Source organism: Klebsiella sp. PK18 (genome assembly GCF_057784655.1).
Window position 1 is genome coordinate 2306133 of record NZ_CM173493.1, and the last position, 14160, is coordinate 2320292.

At 59.4% G+C, this 14160-nt stretch carries 11 protein-coding genes and 2 pseudogenes; 8 read left to right on the forward strand and 5 right to left on the reverse strand.

Annotated features, from left to right (window positions below):
- Positions 1-253 precede the first annotated feature (253 nt).
- Genes AC3EMD_RS11185 through AC3EMD_RS11195 form a run of 3 tightly spaced genes read left to right on the forward strand, consistent with a single transcriptional unit; the run spans position 254 to position 3683 of the window.
- On the forward strand, positions 254-1243 hold the full coding sequence (locus AC3EMD_RS11185) for an ABC transporter substrate-binding protein (protein ID WP_008804573.1): 990 nt from the start codon (positions 254-256) through the stop codon (positions 1241-1243).
- Positions 1244-1254: 11 nt separating this feature from the next.
- Positions 1255-2673: an amidohydrolase family protein gene (locus AC3EMD_RS11190; RefSeq protein ID WP_008804574.1), complete on the forward strand. Its 1419-nt coding sequence runs from the start codon at positions 1255-1257 to the stop codon at positions 2671-2673.
- A gap of 20 nt (positions 2674-2693) precedes the next feature.
- A complete protein-coding gene (locus tag AC3EMD_RS11195) occupies positions 2694-3683 on the forward strand; it encodes an isopenicillin N synthase family dioxygenase (RefSeq protein WP_087498287.1) in 990 nt (329 codons plus the stop codon).
- A gap of 15 nt (positions 3684-3698) precedes the next feature.
- On the opposite strand, the gene AC3EMD_RS11200 is transcribed toward AC3EMD_RS11195, so the two are convergent.
- The 3 genes from AC3EMD_RS11200 to AC3EMD_RS11210 all read right to left on the reverse strand — a co-directional run bounded on the left by AC3EMD_RS11200 (position 3699) and on the right by AC3EMD_RS11210 (position 6956).
- Positions 3699-4481 (reverse strand): DeoR/GlpR family DNA-binding transcription regulator, encoded by a 783-nt coding sequence (locus tag AC3EMD_RS11200; protein WP_004898673.1) that lies wholly within the window; start codon positions 4479-4481, stop codon positions 3699-3701.
- Positions 4482-4573: 92 nt separating this feature from the next.
- Positions 4574-5911: an aspartate aminotransferase family protein gene (locus AC3EMD_RS11205; RefSeq protein ID WP_008804577.1), complete on the reverse strand. Its 1338-nt coding sequence runs from the start codon at positions 5909-5911 to the stop codon at positions 4574-4576.
- On the reverse strand, positions 5901-6956 hold the full coding sequence (locus AC3EMD_RS11210) for a phosphotransferase enzyme family protein (RefSeq protein WP_224285828.1): 1056 nt from the start codon (positions 6954-6956) through the stop codon (positions 5901-5903). Before AC3EMD_RS11210 ends, AC3EMD_RS11205 begins: the two co-directional genes overlap by 11 nt.
- A 428-nt stretch (positions 6957-7384) precedes the next feature.
- Between AC3EMD_RS11210 and AC3EMD_RS11215 the strand changes: the two genes are divergently transcribed.
- Together AC3EMD_RS11215 and AC3EMD_RS11220 are read left to right on the forward strand one after the other, a co-directional pair.
- Entirely contained in the window at positions 7385-8155 is a 771-nt protein-coding gene (locus tag AC3EMD_RS11215; RefSeq protein ID WP_023322757.1) for an SDR family oxidoreductase, read from the forward strand.
- A 14-nt stretch (positions 8156-8169) separates the two neighbouring features.
- Positions 8170-9696, forward strand: coding sequence for an APC family permease (locus AC3EMD_RS11220; protein WP_008804580.1), 1527 nt, complete (start codon positions 8170-8172; stop codon positions 9694-9696).
- A gap of 61 nt (positions 9697-9757) precedes the next feature.
- Here the strand turns inward: AC3EMD_RS11220 and AC3EMD_RS11225 are convergent, their stop codons facing one another.
- Complete coding sequence (locus tag AC3EMD_RS11225) at positions 9758-10675, reverse strand: LysR family transcriptional regulator (protein WP_080928559.1); 918 nt, start codon at positions 10673-10675, stop codon at positions 9758-9760.
- A gap of 116 nt (positions 10676-10791) precedes the next feature.
- Here AC3EMD_RS11225 and AC3EMD_RS11230 point away from each other — a divergent pair, with 116 nt between their 5' ends.
- The 3 genes and pseudogenes from AC3EMD_RS11230 to AC3EMD_RS11240 all read left to right on the forward strand — a co-directional run bounded on the left by AC3EMD_RS11230 (position 10792) and on the right by AC3EMD_RS11240 (position 13518).
- Complete coding sequence (locus AC3EMD_RS11230; protein WP_302074092.1) at positions 10792-12324, forward strand: MFS transporter; 1533 nt, start codon at positions 10792-10794, stop codon at positions 12322-12324.
- Between the two features lie 143 nt (positions 12325-12467).
- Positions 12468-12581 (forward strand): annotated as a pseudogene (locus tag AC3EMD_RS11235) (helix-turn-helix transcriptional regulator); the annotation flags it as partial.
- Positions 12582-13262: 681 nt separating this feature from the next.
- Positions 13263-13518: pseudogene (locus AC3EMD_RS11240) on the forward strand (transcriptional regulator).
- A 36-nt stretch (positions 13519-13554) separates the two neighbouring features.
- Here the strand turns inward: AC3EMD_RS11240 and AC3EMD_RS11245 are convergent.
- Complete coding sequence (locus AC3EMD_RS11245) at positions 13555-14043, reverse strand: DinB family protein (protein ID WP_012968019.1); 489 nt, start codon at positions 14041-14043, stop codon at positions 13555-13557.
- Positions 14044-14160: the final 117 nt, after the last annotated feature.

Genomic DNA, 14160 nt, shown 5'->3' on the forward strand with positions numbered 1-14160 from the left:
CGCACCATAATGGTGCGTTTTTTGTGTGCATGAATCAAAGGTTGCATGTCCGCGGGCGGCGGCGCAGGCGATTTCTCGCGGCCGATCAAATCTGGCATTGTTTTTGTATAGCTGAGTGTGAGTAGAAGCGGTCAGTACGGGTTATCCATACGGGACATTGCTCAGTCACCATGTCGCGGTTCAATGTTGACCGGGATGGGAGGCTGAGCCGTGGTTTGCTCGCCCCTCTCCCGGCATGAAGAGGAGAGGGATAATGAAAAGTCGTGCACGCCTTCCCCGGGGCTTTCGCTGGCTGGGCCTGATGGCTCTCGGCGGTGTCTCGCTGGCCGTTCAGGCCGAGGAGAAAATCGTTCTGCTGACCTCCTGGTACGCTCAGGCGGAGCAGGGGGGTTATTATCAGGCTCAGGCCACTGGGCTGTACAAAAAATATGGTCTCGACGTCGAGATCCGCTCCGGTGGCCCCCAGGTCAACGGCATGCAGTTGCTGTTGTCGAAGCGGGCCGATGTGATCATCGGCTACGACCTGCAGCTGCTGGAAGGCATTCAGCGCGGCTTCCAGGCGAAAGCCATTGCCGCGCCCTTTCAGTACGATCCCCAGGGGCTGCTGACCCATGCCGATGTCACCTCCCTGCAGGGGCTGAAAGACAAAACGCTTCTGGTCTCCAGCTCCGGTCAGGCGACGTGGTGGCCGTGGCTGAAGGCGCAATATCAGCTGAGCGACGCTCAGGTTCGCCCCTATACCTTCAATATTCAACCCTTTGTCGTCGATGACGCCGTCGCCCAGCAGGCCTATGTCAGCTCCGAGGTGTTCCAGGTGCAGAAGGCCGGGGTGAAGGCGAACTTCTTCCTCTTTTCCGAACACGGCTATCCCCCCTACGGCGGCATCCTTATCGCCCGCCCGGATACCATCGCCGAGCGGAAAGCGGCGATGGCGAAATTTGTGCGCGCCTCAATGGAGGGTTGGGTGAGTTACCTCAACAATCCGGCGCCGGGAAATGCGTTGATTAAGCAGGACAACCCGAAAATGACCGACGATCTGCTCGCCTGGGGCGTGACCCAGATCCGTGAGCATCATCTGATCGACGGCGGGGATGCCGCCAGCCAGGGCTGGGGGACGATGACCGACGCGCGCTGGCAGAAGACCCGCGACTTTATGGTCAGCGCCGGTCTGCTGGCGGCGGCCACCGACTGGAAACAGGCCTACACCACCGAATTTGTTCAGGCCATGCAGGTTAAACCCTGAGGAGCGACGCCATGTCATTAATGATTAAAAATGCCCATGCCATCCTCAGCGGTCTGCCCGGAGAGGCGGCGCGGCTGGCCGGGCCGGATATTCGCATCCGCGACGGCAAGATTGCCGCCATCGGCAGCCTGACGCCGCTGCCGGAAGAGCGACAGATCGATGCCCGCGACTGCGTGATCTATCCGGCATGGGTGAACACGCACCACCATCTTTTTCAGTCGCTGCTGAAGGGCGAGCCGCAGGGGCTGAACCAGAGCCTGACGGCCTGGCTGAGCGCTACGCCGTACCGCTTTCGCGCGGCTTTCGATGAACATACCTTTCGTCTGGCGGTGCGCATCGGCCTGGTGGAGCTTCTGCGCTCGGGCTGCGCCAGCGTGGCGGATCACAACTACCTTTACTGGCCGGATATGCCTTTCGATACCTCGGAGATTGTCTTCAGCGAAGGGGAAGCGCTGGGGATGCGCATCGTTCTGTGCCGGGGTGGGGCGACCCAGGGTCGGGCGGTGGAACAGGATCTGCCGGTGGCGCTGCGTCCGGAAACCTTCGACGGCTATATGGCGGATATCGAACGGCTGGTCAGCCGCTATCACGACCCCCGGCCCGATTCTCTGCGCCGGGTGGTGATGGCGCCCACTACCGTCTTGCACTCCGCGCCGGGCGCCCAGCTGCGGGAGATGGCGAAGCTGGCCCGCCAGCTGGGGATCCGGTTGCACAGCCATTTATCGGAAACCGTCGATTATCTCGACGCCGCGCGGCAGAAATTCGCCATGACGCCGGTGCAGTTCTGCGCGGAACACGACTGGCTGGGAAATGACGTGTGGTTTGCCCATCTGGTGAAGCTGCTGCCGGAGGAGATTGCCCTGCTGGGCCGCACCGGAACCGGCATCGCCCACTGCCCGCAAAGCAACGGCCGGCTGGGCAGCGGCATCGCCGATCTGCTGGCGCTGGAGCAGGCCGGGGTCCCGGTCTCGCTGGGGGTGGACGGCGCTGCCTCCAATGAAGCGGCGGATATGCAAAGCGAAGCCCATGCCGCATGGCTGCTACAGCGCGCGCGCAAGGGGATGCTGGCGCAGCCGCGCTACGCCGGGGGCACCTTCGAGGGGGGGGCCGATGCGGCCACGGTGGAGGATGTGGTGCGCTGGGGCAGCGCCGGCGGGGCGCAGATCCTTGGCTTAGCGCAGACCGGCACCCTGCAGGTTGGGATGCAGGCGGACCTCGCTATTTACCGGCTGGACGATCCGCGCTACTTCGGCCTGCATGATATGGCCATTGGGCCGGTGGCCTGCGGTGGGCGCGCCGCGCTGAAGGCGCTGCTGCTCAATGGCCGCCCCATCGTGGAAGACGACGCCATTCCCGGTCTCGACCTTGACGCAATGCGCCACGACGCGCTGGCGGCCGTCCGTACCCTCCAGCAGCGCGCCGCTGTTTAACTGATAACAGGATAATGACGATGAACGCAACCACCCAGAATCAACGCTACGCCTTACAGGAACTGGAAAAAGAGGCGCTGATGGGCGCCCAGGGCGAAGAGACCTTCGCCCGCGAAGTGCGCTGTATCGACCTGTCGAACTTTGCCGAAAGAAAAAATGACATTGCCGAACAACTGTGGGAGGCGGCGGTGGAGATCGGCTTCTTCCAGGTCAGCCACCACGGTATTCCGCTGGCGGATATCCGCCAGGCGTTCAGCATGACCGAGGCGTTTTTCGACCTGCCCGACGAGGTGAAGCGCCAGTATCCGCTGGCCGGCAACGCCGGCTGGGAGAGCAAGGCGCAGGTTCGGCCGTCGACCCGCACGCCGGATCAAAAAGAGTCGTATCAGATAACCCGGCCGTTGATGGCCGGGCGCTGGCCCAGCGACCGGGAGTTGCCAACATTCCAGCAGACGATGCTCGGGTTTGAATCGCAGTGCTGGCAACTGGGGATGAAGATCCTCTCCTGCTTTGCTTTGAAGCTCGGTTTTCCGGAATCGTTTTTCACCACCGCGCACGATCCGCAGCGAGACACCTACCAGAGCACCTTGCGCATGCTGCATTACTATGCGACCGAGCAGTCGCAGCAGGGGATGTGGCGGGCCGGCGCGCACACCGATTTTGACTGCCTGACGCTGCTGTTCCAGCGCCCCGGCCAGGGTGGCCTGCAGGTTTGTCCCGGTAAAGACCGCGAAAGCCAGCAGTGGACCAGCATTGAACCGCGGGAGGAGGTGATCACCTGCAATATCGGCGATATGCTGATGCGCTGGAGCGACGACCAGCTGCCGTCTAACTTCCACCGGGTGAGAAACCCGCTGCCCCACGAATATCAGGGGCCGCGCTACAGCCTGGCGTTTTTCTGCCAGGCCAATAAAGATGTCGAGATCCTCGGGCCGCAGAGAAAGTACCCGCCCATCAGCGCCGAGGATTATCTGCAGCAGCGGATCCAGGCGAATTTCGCCAAAGGGTAAACGTACCGGCGCGGGTCACTGCTGTTCAGGAGCGGCATGACCACGCGCCACGACCACCTTTTCCCGGCCGAGTACAGTAGCGAGATGGTCGGGCAGGGGCTGGTCAGTAATTAAACGGCTGATGCCCGACCAGCCCGCGTAGTGGTAGGGATAGGTGAGGTCGAACTTCGAGTGGTCGGCGACGACAATGCTCTTCGCGGCGCGCTGGATCATCGCCCGGTAAACCGTTCCACTGTCGATTAACGCCTCGCTTGGCCCATCGGCGGCGATACCGCTGGCCCCCAGTAACGTATAGTCCGCCGTGAACTGGCTGAGGAACTGAAGCGTCTGCGCACCGGTCATTGCCCCTTCGGTAGCGCAGTACTCCCCGGGAGCGACGATCACCCGGATGGTTGGATTCATCGACAGCACCGTTGCGACGCCGAAGGCGTGGGTGATGACCGTGATATCCCGCAGCTCGCTGGCCATCCGGCGGGCAACATGTACCGTGGTGGCGCCGGAGCCGATCATAAATATTTTGCCCTCGCGCATACAATGGACGGCGTCCCGGGCGATGCGCTCGCGCTCTTCGGTAAACAGCTGGTGGCGCTCCGTGACCGTCGGTTCACTGTTCATGGCCCGCACCGCACCGCCGTAAGTTCGGTTCAGTACGCCCCGGCGGGTCAGTTCGTCGAGATCGCGACGGATGGTTTCGGTAGAGACACCGTGGGTGCGCGCCATATCCCCAATCCGCAGGGTCGGGGTCTCAGCCAGTTCGCGCAGGATCTGTTGCTGACGGTCTTCTTTTCTCTTCGACATGAACGCTGGTTACTCTCCCTGAAGTCGCTGATGCCGTTAATATACCTGCACGCCGAGGGCAAACAAACTGGATGTTTGCCCTGTCGGTTAGACTATCCGTTCAGGCGGCCCATGACTTTCGCCAGCCGTTCGAGGAAGAAATCTGCATCATCGCGACTGAAGCACAGCGGCGGACGGATCTTCAGGCTGTTGCCAAAGCGACCGGCCGCGCCAATCAGCACGCCCTCAAGCTTCAGGTGATAGATAACGCGACTCGTCAGCTGCGGATCCGGCTCTCCGCTGTCTGGCCGGGCAAACTCGATGGCGTTGAACAGTCCGGCGCCGCGAATGTCGGCGATGGCCGGGAAATCCTGGGCCAGCTGGCGCAGTCCGGCACGCAGATAGTCCCCGTTGCGCTGGGCGTTGTTCATCAGGGCCTCCTGTTCAATCACCTCCAGTACCGCGAGGCCCACGGCGGCAGCCACCGGGTTACCGCCAAAGGTGTTGAAGTACTCGGTCTTTTCGCTGAACGCCTGCAGAATAGCCGGACGCGTGATCACCGCGGCCATGGGAAAACCGTTCCCCATTGGCTTGCCGAGCGTGACGATATCCGGTTGCACACTGTGACGCTGGAAGCCCCAGAAATGAGAGCCTGTCCGACCAAAGCCCGGCTGGACTTCATCGGCGATAAACAGTCCGCCCCGGGCCTGTACGCGGGCTACCGCCTGGGCCAGAAATCCCGGCGGATCGGCGAAAACGCCGTCGCTGGAAAAAATGGTATCCACCAGTAGCGCCGCGCAGCCGTAGCCCCGCTCATCCAGCTCGTCCATGGCGCGCTCAACGTCGGCGGCGAAGAGGTCAGACAGCGTCTGGCCCGCTGACAGCCTGCGCAGGTCAGGGGCGGGAATGGTATGCACCCACGGGGGCAGGAGGGCCTCTTTGTGCCCGGAGGGAGAGACCTCCATCACCGCCGTTGTATTGCCGTGATAGGCACTCTCGGTGACGATGATCCCCTGCCGACCACTGATAAAGCGGGCCATCCGCAGGGCGATGTCGTTGCTCTCGCTGCCGGTGCAGGTAAATATCACATTCGACAGCCCGGCGGGGAACGTCGCCAGCAGGCTGTCCGCGTACTGCTCCAGTACCGGGAACAGATAGCGGGTGTTGGTGTTCAGTAACCCGGCCTGGCGCACCATCGCCTGGGTAATATGCGGATGACAATGCCCCACGCCCGGCACGTTGTTATACATATCCAGATAACGGTTGCCGGCGGAGTCCTCCATCCAGGCTCCGGAGGCCGACGCCATGACGATCGGTTGTGGATAAAACAGAACCGAACCGGTCCCCTGGGTGGCGTGGCGACGGGCAATTTGTCGGCTCAGGTTTTCGTCGGCCACGCCGGTCAGCGCGTCAAAACGGTTCAGTTGAAGAATGGGGGTTTTATTGTTCATCAGCAGGTTCCTTGCAGTTAACGGTAGCGCTAAGCGGTGACGCCTGGAGGAGAAACGCCTGGGCCAGGCGTACGGTGATGGCGCCCCATTGCGGGCTGTAGCGACGGGCGGTGGCTGTCTCACTATGGCTGGCCAGCCAGGCCGTCAGCTGTAAGCGGCGCAGCATCACCAGCACCGGAAGCATCACTTCGTCCTTCTGACTGAAGGGACGGACGCTACGGTAGCCCGCAAGCCACGCAGCGCGGTAGTCCGCAAGGGCCGGGTCGTCTTCAATAAAACTGACGGCGGTGGCAAAATCCCAGCCAAACCAGCAGATGCCGCAGTCGTCAAAATCAATCACCGTCAGCGAATTCTCATTCACCAGCAGGTTGGCCAGCCGCATGTCGCAGTGCACCAGCCCATAGCGGTCGGCGCCCTGTCCGTACGCTTCCAGTCTGGCGACCACTGTGGCCTCCACCGCCTCCAGCAGCGTAATATCGTCGGCGCTCAGTTGCGTCATCTTCCGCCAGTCGCCCCACCAGGCATGACGTCCGATAATCGTCTCGGTGTTCCACACCTTGCGATGAAAACCCTCGGGTTTTACCCAGCCTTCGCTGTGCCTGTGCAGTTCTCCCGCAACCCGTCCCAGGGCATGGTACCAGCCGGTGAGATGGCTACCGGTATCAGGTTCGCTGCCCGCAACAAAGGTGAATCCCACGACGTGGGTGACCGTTTCGCCGTCGATGAGGCTGGCGATACAGGTCCCATCATCCAGTACAAGCGGTACGGCGATGTTGATATCTCCCCGGGCATGCAGGGCGTTTAGCCACATCAGCTCAGAATGGATCTCCACCGCTGAGCTGTAGTTTGGGCGATGCACTCGCAGCACGATCTTTCTCTGCGTCATCTTATCGCTGACCAGAAACGTGGCATTTTCTGAAACCGTCAGCAGGCCAATCTCTGCGCCTTCGCTGAGGCCCCAGCGGGGCAGGAGCGGCCGCAGCTTCAGGGTAAGTGTTGTTAAATACTCGTCGTTAAACATGCTGTCCTCAATTTGAAATGACACGCTTAACACATTTTTATGTTGTGGTTGCGGGATTTGCAAGATGTGTGAGGTTTTTTTTGTTTTCTGTTGCGCTTTAATTATGCTTTTTGTTTATTAATTATTTTATTAACAGTAAGTTAGTGTGATTTAGTTGGCTGGATTCAGCCGGTTGCACCATAACGGAACGTATAATGTGTGTTTTTCTCATTCAGGCGTAATCAAAGCGTGAAGTTTGTTATTAATTCCTTGATATATATAGATAAATTAATCTGTCTATTGCACCAGTCTTGTGCCCAATCATAGCGCATTATTTTTATGCTGAAATCTCACATTAAAATGTTGAACATTCAACATTTACGTGATTATTCTTTTCCTGCCAGCGACGGAGATCGCTGCACGGCCAGGCCAAACGGATGGGATCGCAGAACTTTCACAGACGGGGAAAAATGATGTCAGATTTTATGAACAAACATGTGCTGGTGACCGGCGGGAGTAGTGGGATCGGTCTTGGCATTGCACTCGGCTTTGCCCGCGCCGGGGCGAAGGTGACCATTACCGCCCGCACACCATCGCGTATCGATAGCGCGATCGGCCAGGCGGCGGAGCAGGGATTAACGCTACGCGGTCTGACCTGCAACGTCAGTCATGCCGAAGAGGTAAAAGCCTGTGTGGCAGAAGCCGCACAGCAGTGGGGTGGTCTGGATATTGTCTGTTGCAACGCGGGGATTTTTCCTTCGGCGCCGCTGGCAGACATGAGCGAACAGCAGTGGGATGAGGTGCAGGCGATCAACAGTAAAGGGACTTTTTTAACTGTCCAGGCGGCGCTGCCATGGCTGAAACGGGCAGAGTATGGTCGCATCATCCTCACCTCTTCGATTACCGGGCCGGTAACGGGCTATCCGGGCTGGACTCACTATGCCGCCAGCAAAGCGGCCCAGCTGGGTTTTATGCGTAGCGCGGCGTTGGAACTGGCCGGCGACAACATTACCGTCAATGCCGTCCTGCCGGGGAATATCGTCACGGAAGGGCTGAGGGATATGGGCGAGGACTATATCGCCGGGATGGCCAGCGCCGTGCCGCTCAAACGCCTCGGAACGGTGGAAGATATTGCTGCGGCAGCGCTGTTCTTCGCCTCCCGTCAGGCTGGCTACATCACCGGCCAGTCGCTAATTGTTGACGGTGGGCAGATCCTGCCTGAATCCGCCGCGTGCCTGAACTGAACGGAGCGTTCATCATGAGCAATGAAATTCTTGCCAATCCCGCGCCAGCGGCGGAAAAACATGTTGTGCAGCGGCTGCGGCCAAATGCGGTAGGCCTTGGCGGGGTGCTGTTTATGACTATCGCCACGGCAGCGCCGATCACTGCGATGCTGGGCAATGTGCCGATCGCGGTGGGTAGTGGTAATGGTCAGTTTGCGCCCGCGGGGTTTATGGTCGCCACCCTTATCCTTGCCCTGTTTGCCATCGGCTATGCGCAGATGGCCAGGTTTATTACCGCTACCGGCGCATTTTATGGCTTTATTTCACACGGCCTTGGGCGGATCGTTGGCATGGCGTCAGGAGTGACGGTGACCATGACCTACATTGTCTTTGAGGCTGCGCTGGTCGGGATCTTCGCCTTTTTCTGTGAGGATTTAATCAATACGGTCTTCAGCGTACATATCCCCTGGCTCATCTTCGCCTTCGCCATGCTAATGACTACCGGAGTGCTGAGCTATTTCGATATTTCGCTCACTTCCCGGGTGCTCGGCCTGTGCCTGGTACTGGAAATATTGATCCTCACCGCCGTCGCGGTGGCGGTGCTGATCCATGGCGGAGGGCCACAGGGTTTTGTCCCCGAGTCGATCAACCCGCTGAACGCCTTTACCCCGGCGAAAGGGGTGGTCGGCGCCAGTGCCGGAATTGGATTATTCTTCGCCTTCTGGTCATGGGTGGGCTTTGAGTCATCGGCAATGTACGGTGAAGAGTCGAAGAACCCGAAAAAGATCATTCCCCTGGCTACCCTGCTGGGCGTGATTGGTATCGGCGTGTTCTACGTGTTCATTTCGTGGATGGCGATTGCCGGAACGGGACCGGAGCAGGCTATTGCCCTTGCGCAGGATCCTAACCGCGCAGGAGAGATTTTCTACGGTCCGGCTCGCCAGTATCTGGGGGAGTGGGCGGTCGGGGTGTTTAAGCTGCTGGTGATCACTGGCTCTTTTGCCTGCGGGATGGCGTTTCATAACTGCGCGGCGCGCTATCTCTACGCGCTCGGGCGGGAAAATCTGTTTCCGTTTGCCGGGCGCACGTTGGGTCGTTCACACTCGCGCCACGGCTCCCCCCATGTTGCCTCTACGGTGCAGACCGTTATCGCCACGCTGATTGTGTTGCTATTCTTTATCACCGGTAAAGATCCTTACGCGGATATTTATACCCTGCTGGCGCTGTTGGGTACGATGGGCATTATGATTGTCCAGGCGCTTTGCGCCTTTGCGGTGATCGTTTACTTCCACGGCAATAAAGAAAATATTGGCAAAGGACACTGGTTTAAAACAGGCGTTGCGCCGTTGCTTGGGGGGATGGGGATGATCTATATCGTCTACCTGTTATTCAAAAATATGGCGTTTGCCGCGGGCGCTGCCGCCAGCTCCTCCTTTTATCATGCCATTCCGTGGATCGTGTTGGCCTGCTTCTGCTTTGGCGCCGCCATCGCGGTCTGGTTTTACCTCTTTGATGCGCAAAAGTACCGGGTTATAGGACGCATTGTACTGACGGATGATTGATGATGCGCACCTGCCGCCGGCTTTCGCTGGCCGGGCGGCAGGATATCCGGCGCAGGGCTTTTCAGAGGGAAGGGGGCGCCGATGCGGGTGACAAGGGTATCTCTGCCGCAGCCATAAAATCGATAAAACAGCGTATTCTCGGTGACAGGTAGCGGCTGGCGGGCCACAGGACCGAGAAATGCCCATCCTTGACGCAACAGCCGGGCAACACCTCCTGCAGTTGTCCCTCATCCATGGCCTCGCGCACGACAAAATCAGGCACATAAGCGATGCCCATCCCCGCCGCGCTTAAGCGAATGGCGGCCTCAATGTTATTGACCGTTACAACGGCAGCGGCCCTGAAATCTCCCGTCAGCCGCATATCGCGCAGTTCCCAGGGCTGGATCAGCCCCGTCGAGGGGAAGCGGAAAAAAATGCACTTGTGCGCCGCCAATTCCTTTGGCGAGTCGGGGGGCCCGTATTCCGCCAGATAGGCCGGGCTGGCGCAGAGCACAAAACGAAAGCCCCCCAGCTTTCTGGCGATCAAGCGGGAGTCAGCTAATTCACCGCTACGGATAGCAACATCAAATCCTTCATCGATCAGATTGACCAGCCGGTCACTAAAGTCGAGATCCAGTTCAACCTGCGGATAAAGACGGGTAAAGGCGGTGAGGGCGGGGAGCAACAGGCGGTAGCCAATGACGGGCAGTGAAATCCTCAGTTTGCCGGTGGGCTGTGAGAGACTGCTGGTCAGCTCTGACTCGGCCTCCTGGATCTGCTCCAGGATACTCTGGCAGCGCGTCAGAAATGCGGCCCCCTCCGCCGTCAGGCTGACGTTTCTGGTGCTGCGGTTGAACAGCCGGACCCCCAGTTTATGCTCAAGCCGGGCGACATTCTTACCCACCGCCGAGGCAGATATGCCCAGCAGCCTGGCGGCCTGAACAAAGCTTAGCGTTTCGGCGGTGCGGACAAAGGACGTCAGCGAGGTGAGGCTGTCCATTGATTATAAACCTTATGTCTCTTAAGAAGATATTTTCAGTCTATTTATCGGCAATAACATCCGCAATAGGATGGCGACAGTTTATTCATTCCTTGCCGACTGATGAGGGCCGCCCGATGTTACTCACCGCCAGAACACCTTCCCGATACGCCAGCGCCCTGGCCGCGCTTTCTGTCTTTATGGCGGCCTTGCTGCTGCCGTTAAGTTTTACCGGCGGCGTCATGACCACCCCCGCGATACAGCAGTCGCTGGGCGGCTCTCCCGCTGCGCTGTCGTGGCTGACCAATGGCTTTATGTTGACCTTCGGCAGCTTTTTGCTGGCCGCAGGGGTGACGGCGGATGCCATCGACAGAAAACGCATCTTTATCGCCGGCGCCGCGCTGTTTTGCCTGAGCAGCCTGCTGTTTTGCCTGACGCACAATCTCTTCCTGTCAGGCGTGTTGAGGGCTCTGCAGGGCCTGGCCGCGGCGATGATTTTAGCCAGCGGCAGTGCGGCGCTGGCCCAGCTGTATGATGGCGCTCAGCGGACCCGGGCATTCAGCATCCTGGGCACGGTGTTCGGCGTTGGCCTGGCGTTCGGTCCGCTGCTGATCGGCTTCATGACCGACGCGGTGGGCTGGCGCGGCGTATACGCCCTGTTTGCGCTGCTTTCGGCAGGGGTGCTGCTTATCGGACTGGCGTATCTGCCCGCGGCAGAAAAAAGCGAGCCGCGGACACCCGACAACCTCGGCTTACTCCTGTTTACGCTGGCCCTGATGCTGTTTACTGCATCGCTCATGGTCATTCCGGCCCGCGGTTTTTTATCCCTGACCACGCTGGCCTTGCTCATCGCGTCGGGGGGGCTGTTCGTGGCGTTTGTCGTGCGCTGCCGGAGGGTGAACAACCCGGTGCTGGATATCTCCCTGCTGCGTCATCCGCGTTTTGTCGGCGTACTGTTGCTGCCTGTCTCCACCTGCTGTTGCTACGTTGTCCTGCTGATTATTGTTCCCCTGCATTTTATGGGCGGAGAGGGGATGAGTGAGTCGCAGAGCGCACTGTATCTGATGGCGCTGACCACGCCGATGCTGGTTTTCCCATCCGTTGCGGCCCTGCTCACCCGCTGGTTTTCACCGGGGCACGTGTCCACGGCGGGACTGATGATGGCCTCCGTCGGGTTGCTGTTGCTGGGGAACGCTTTTCACAGCCACCATCTCCCGCAGCTGGTGCTGGCGCTGATCCTCTGTGGAGCAGGGGCGGCGTTTCCCTGGGGGCTGATGGACGGCCTGGCGATTTCCGCTGTGCCGATGGCGAAAGCCGGTATGGCGGCAGGCCTGTTCAATACCGTTCGCGTTGCCGGCGAGGGGATCGCCCTGGCGGTCGTTTCGGCGGTATTAACGGCAAGCAATAACCTGACCCTGCAAAGTCGCGTTCACGGGTATGCGCCTGAGGTGATTGACCGCGCCGCAGGCTGGCTGGGGGCTGGCAATATGCCGCAGGCGGCTGCGCTTTTGCCTGACTTTTCCCTCCGGGCGCTGCGCGAGAGCTATGACTCTGCTTATACGCTACTGTTTAGCGGGCTGGCGGTCGTCACCCTGGTGTGCGCCCTGATGGTCTGGCGGACGCTATGCCGGAAGGCGGGCGCTATCCAAACCCGCGACAGTGGATCCTGAACCCCTTGATAGCGCGGTGGCGTCACGCTTCCCGGGCTGCTCAGCGAACCTGAACTGTCATTGTTTCACTGGCGGAACTATGCTGATTAGAGCGGCCACATGCGCCGCCCCGGCCGCGGAAACAGTGACTCACAGGTGGCGGTATGGCGATTGATCCGGAACTGATTTACATCGAGATCCTGGAAACGGTGCTGACGGCCACCCTGGATCCCGATTTGTGGAAATCGGCATTGCAGAAACTGGCGTTACTGACCGGCCATCAGTACGCGGCATTTCTGTTTTACGACAAAGGCAATGCCCATCTGTTGACTGATTCACTCCTGCTCGAGGAGAAGGTCTTTACCGCCTATCGCGATGTATTTCTGGCTATCGATCCCGCCGAAAAAATATTGACCGCGTTACCGGTCGGGCAAATATATCGGGACCGGGAATATTTAGGCGATAAGTTTATTGCCGGCAGCGTCTATTACAATGAATTTCATCACCCCAACGACCTGAATAATCTCACCAGCGTCAAGCTGTGCACCATCAATGGCTATGCCACCTATCTGTCACTGATGACGGCCAATACGGCGGCTTATCCGCAGCCGGTGCAGTTTGAACTGTTCAGGCGCCTGATCCCGGCGTTAAAAACCGCCTGCCAGCTTCACGCCCGCTTTGAACAGCTGCGGGACACCATAAAATACCAGAGCGCGGTGATGGACAACGGGATCTACCCGGTATGGCTGGTGGATCATGGCGGTAAAATTCTCTACGCCAGCGCGCATGCCGAACGCTATCTGCGCGCCAACGCCCGCCTCTCCTGGTATAGCGGGGGCGATACGCTGTGCCTCAATACCGACAGTAAAAAACTCAAACGCGCCATCGAGCAGGCCACCCGGACGGCAGAGCCGCCGAAGGCAGGGCTGTGCTATACCGCCGGGCGTCAGCCGAAACCGATCCTCGTGATCCCGGCAGCCCGTCTTGCCGGGGTCGCCTGCGTGATTATTCCCGAGCCGTTTCTCACCGGCAGCGCCTTGATGGAGCTGTTTAACGTCAAGCCCGCCGAGAATGCGGTGGCGGAGCTGCTGGTGCGGGGCATGACCCCGGATGAATGCGCCTTACATCTGGGCGTATCCATCGCCACCATCAGAACCCACCTCAGCGCCCTGTACCGGAAAACCCATACTCGTCATCAGGCAGAACTTCTGCTGATCCTCCGCGCGATTCACGGCTGATGGTTTCGCATCCTCAGGAATGATGGTCGCGCAGGAAAACCGTCAGCACCTCTTTCGGCGGCACACCGCCGCATTCGCCAATCATCCAGCCCACCGCCCCACGGTGATAGGCGCCGTGAAAGAGCATGTGGTTCAGCATCTCCATCGCGGTCATATTGCCGTCACCGCCGTCGACAAATTTGAAGGCGATACGTTCGTGGAAATCGGCGGGGGTCATGGCGCTGACGTACTGAATGTATTCGTCCGTACAAGCGGTCATGGCCGTTTCCAGCGCATCAACGGTTGGCGTCTCGGGGGTATTCAGCGCGGTGTAACCGTGCGGCCTGCCGCGCAGGTTCGCCCGGAAAATCATGTCAACGACATGGATATGGTTCATCAGCCTGATGGTCAGGTGACGTTTTTCGCCATATACCGTACCGTCAATTGCGCGGATCGCCTGTAAGGTGGCAAGGTCAATCCAGCGCTTGTATTTCAACAGCGTCACTACTGTGTCTTTGTCCATAGTCTGTCCCGGGTTGGTTGAGCCATTATCTTAGCGATTATGCCAGTGAGTTGTCATTCTCCAGCGCCAGGCACAAAAAAGCCTCGCCGGGGCGAGGCTTTTCAATAAGCTGGTGAT

Bases quoted from the DNA above. Each gene is read 5' to 3' on its own strand.
- AC3EMD_RS11185 (WP_008804573.1), top strand. From the start codon at position 254: ATGAAAAGTCGTGCACGCCTTCCCCGGGGCTTTCGCTGGCTGGGCCTG.
- AC3EMD_RS11190 (WP_008804574.1), top strand. From the start codon at position 1,255: ATGTCATTAATGATTAAAAATGCCCATGCCATCCTCAGCGGTCTGCCC.
- AC3EMD_RS11195 (WP_087498287.1), top strand. From the start codon at position 2,694: ATGAACGCAACCACCCAGAATCAACGCTACGCCTTACAGGAACTGGAA.
- AC3EMD_RS11200 (WP_004898673.1), bottom strand. From the start codon at position 4,481: ATGTCGAAGAGAAAAGAAGACCGTCAGCAACAGATCCTGCGCGAACTG.
- AC3EMD_RS11205 (WP_008804577.1), bottom strand. From the start codon at position 5,911: ATGAACAATAAAACCCCCATTCTTCAACTGAACCGTTTTGACGCGCTG.
- AC3EMD_RS11215 (WP_023322757.1), top strand. From the start codon at position 7,385: ATGTCAGATTTTATGAACAAACATGTGCTGGTGACCGGCGGGAGTAGT.
- AC3EMD_RS11220 (WP_008804580.1), top strand. From the start codon at position 8,170: ATGAGCAATGAAATTCTTGCCAATCCCGCGCCAGCGGCGGAAAAACAT.
- AC3EMD_RS11225 (WP_080928559.1), bottom strand. From the start codon at position 10,675: ATGGACAGCCTCACCTCGCTGACGTCCTTTGTCCGCACCGCCGAAACG.
- AC3EMD_RS11230 (WP_302074092.1), top strand. From the start codon at position 10,792: ATGTTACTCACCGCCAGAACACCTTCCCGATACGCCAGCGCCCTGGCC.
- AC3EMD_RS11245 (WP_012968019.1), bottom strand. From the start codon at position 14,043: ATGGACAAAGACACAGTAGTGACGCTGTTGAAATACAAGCGCTGGATT.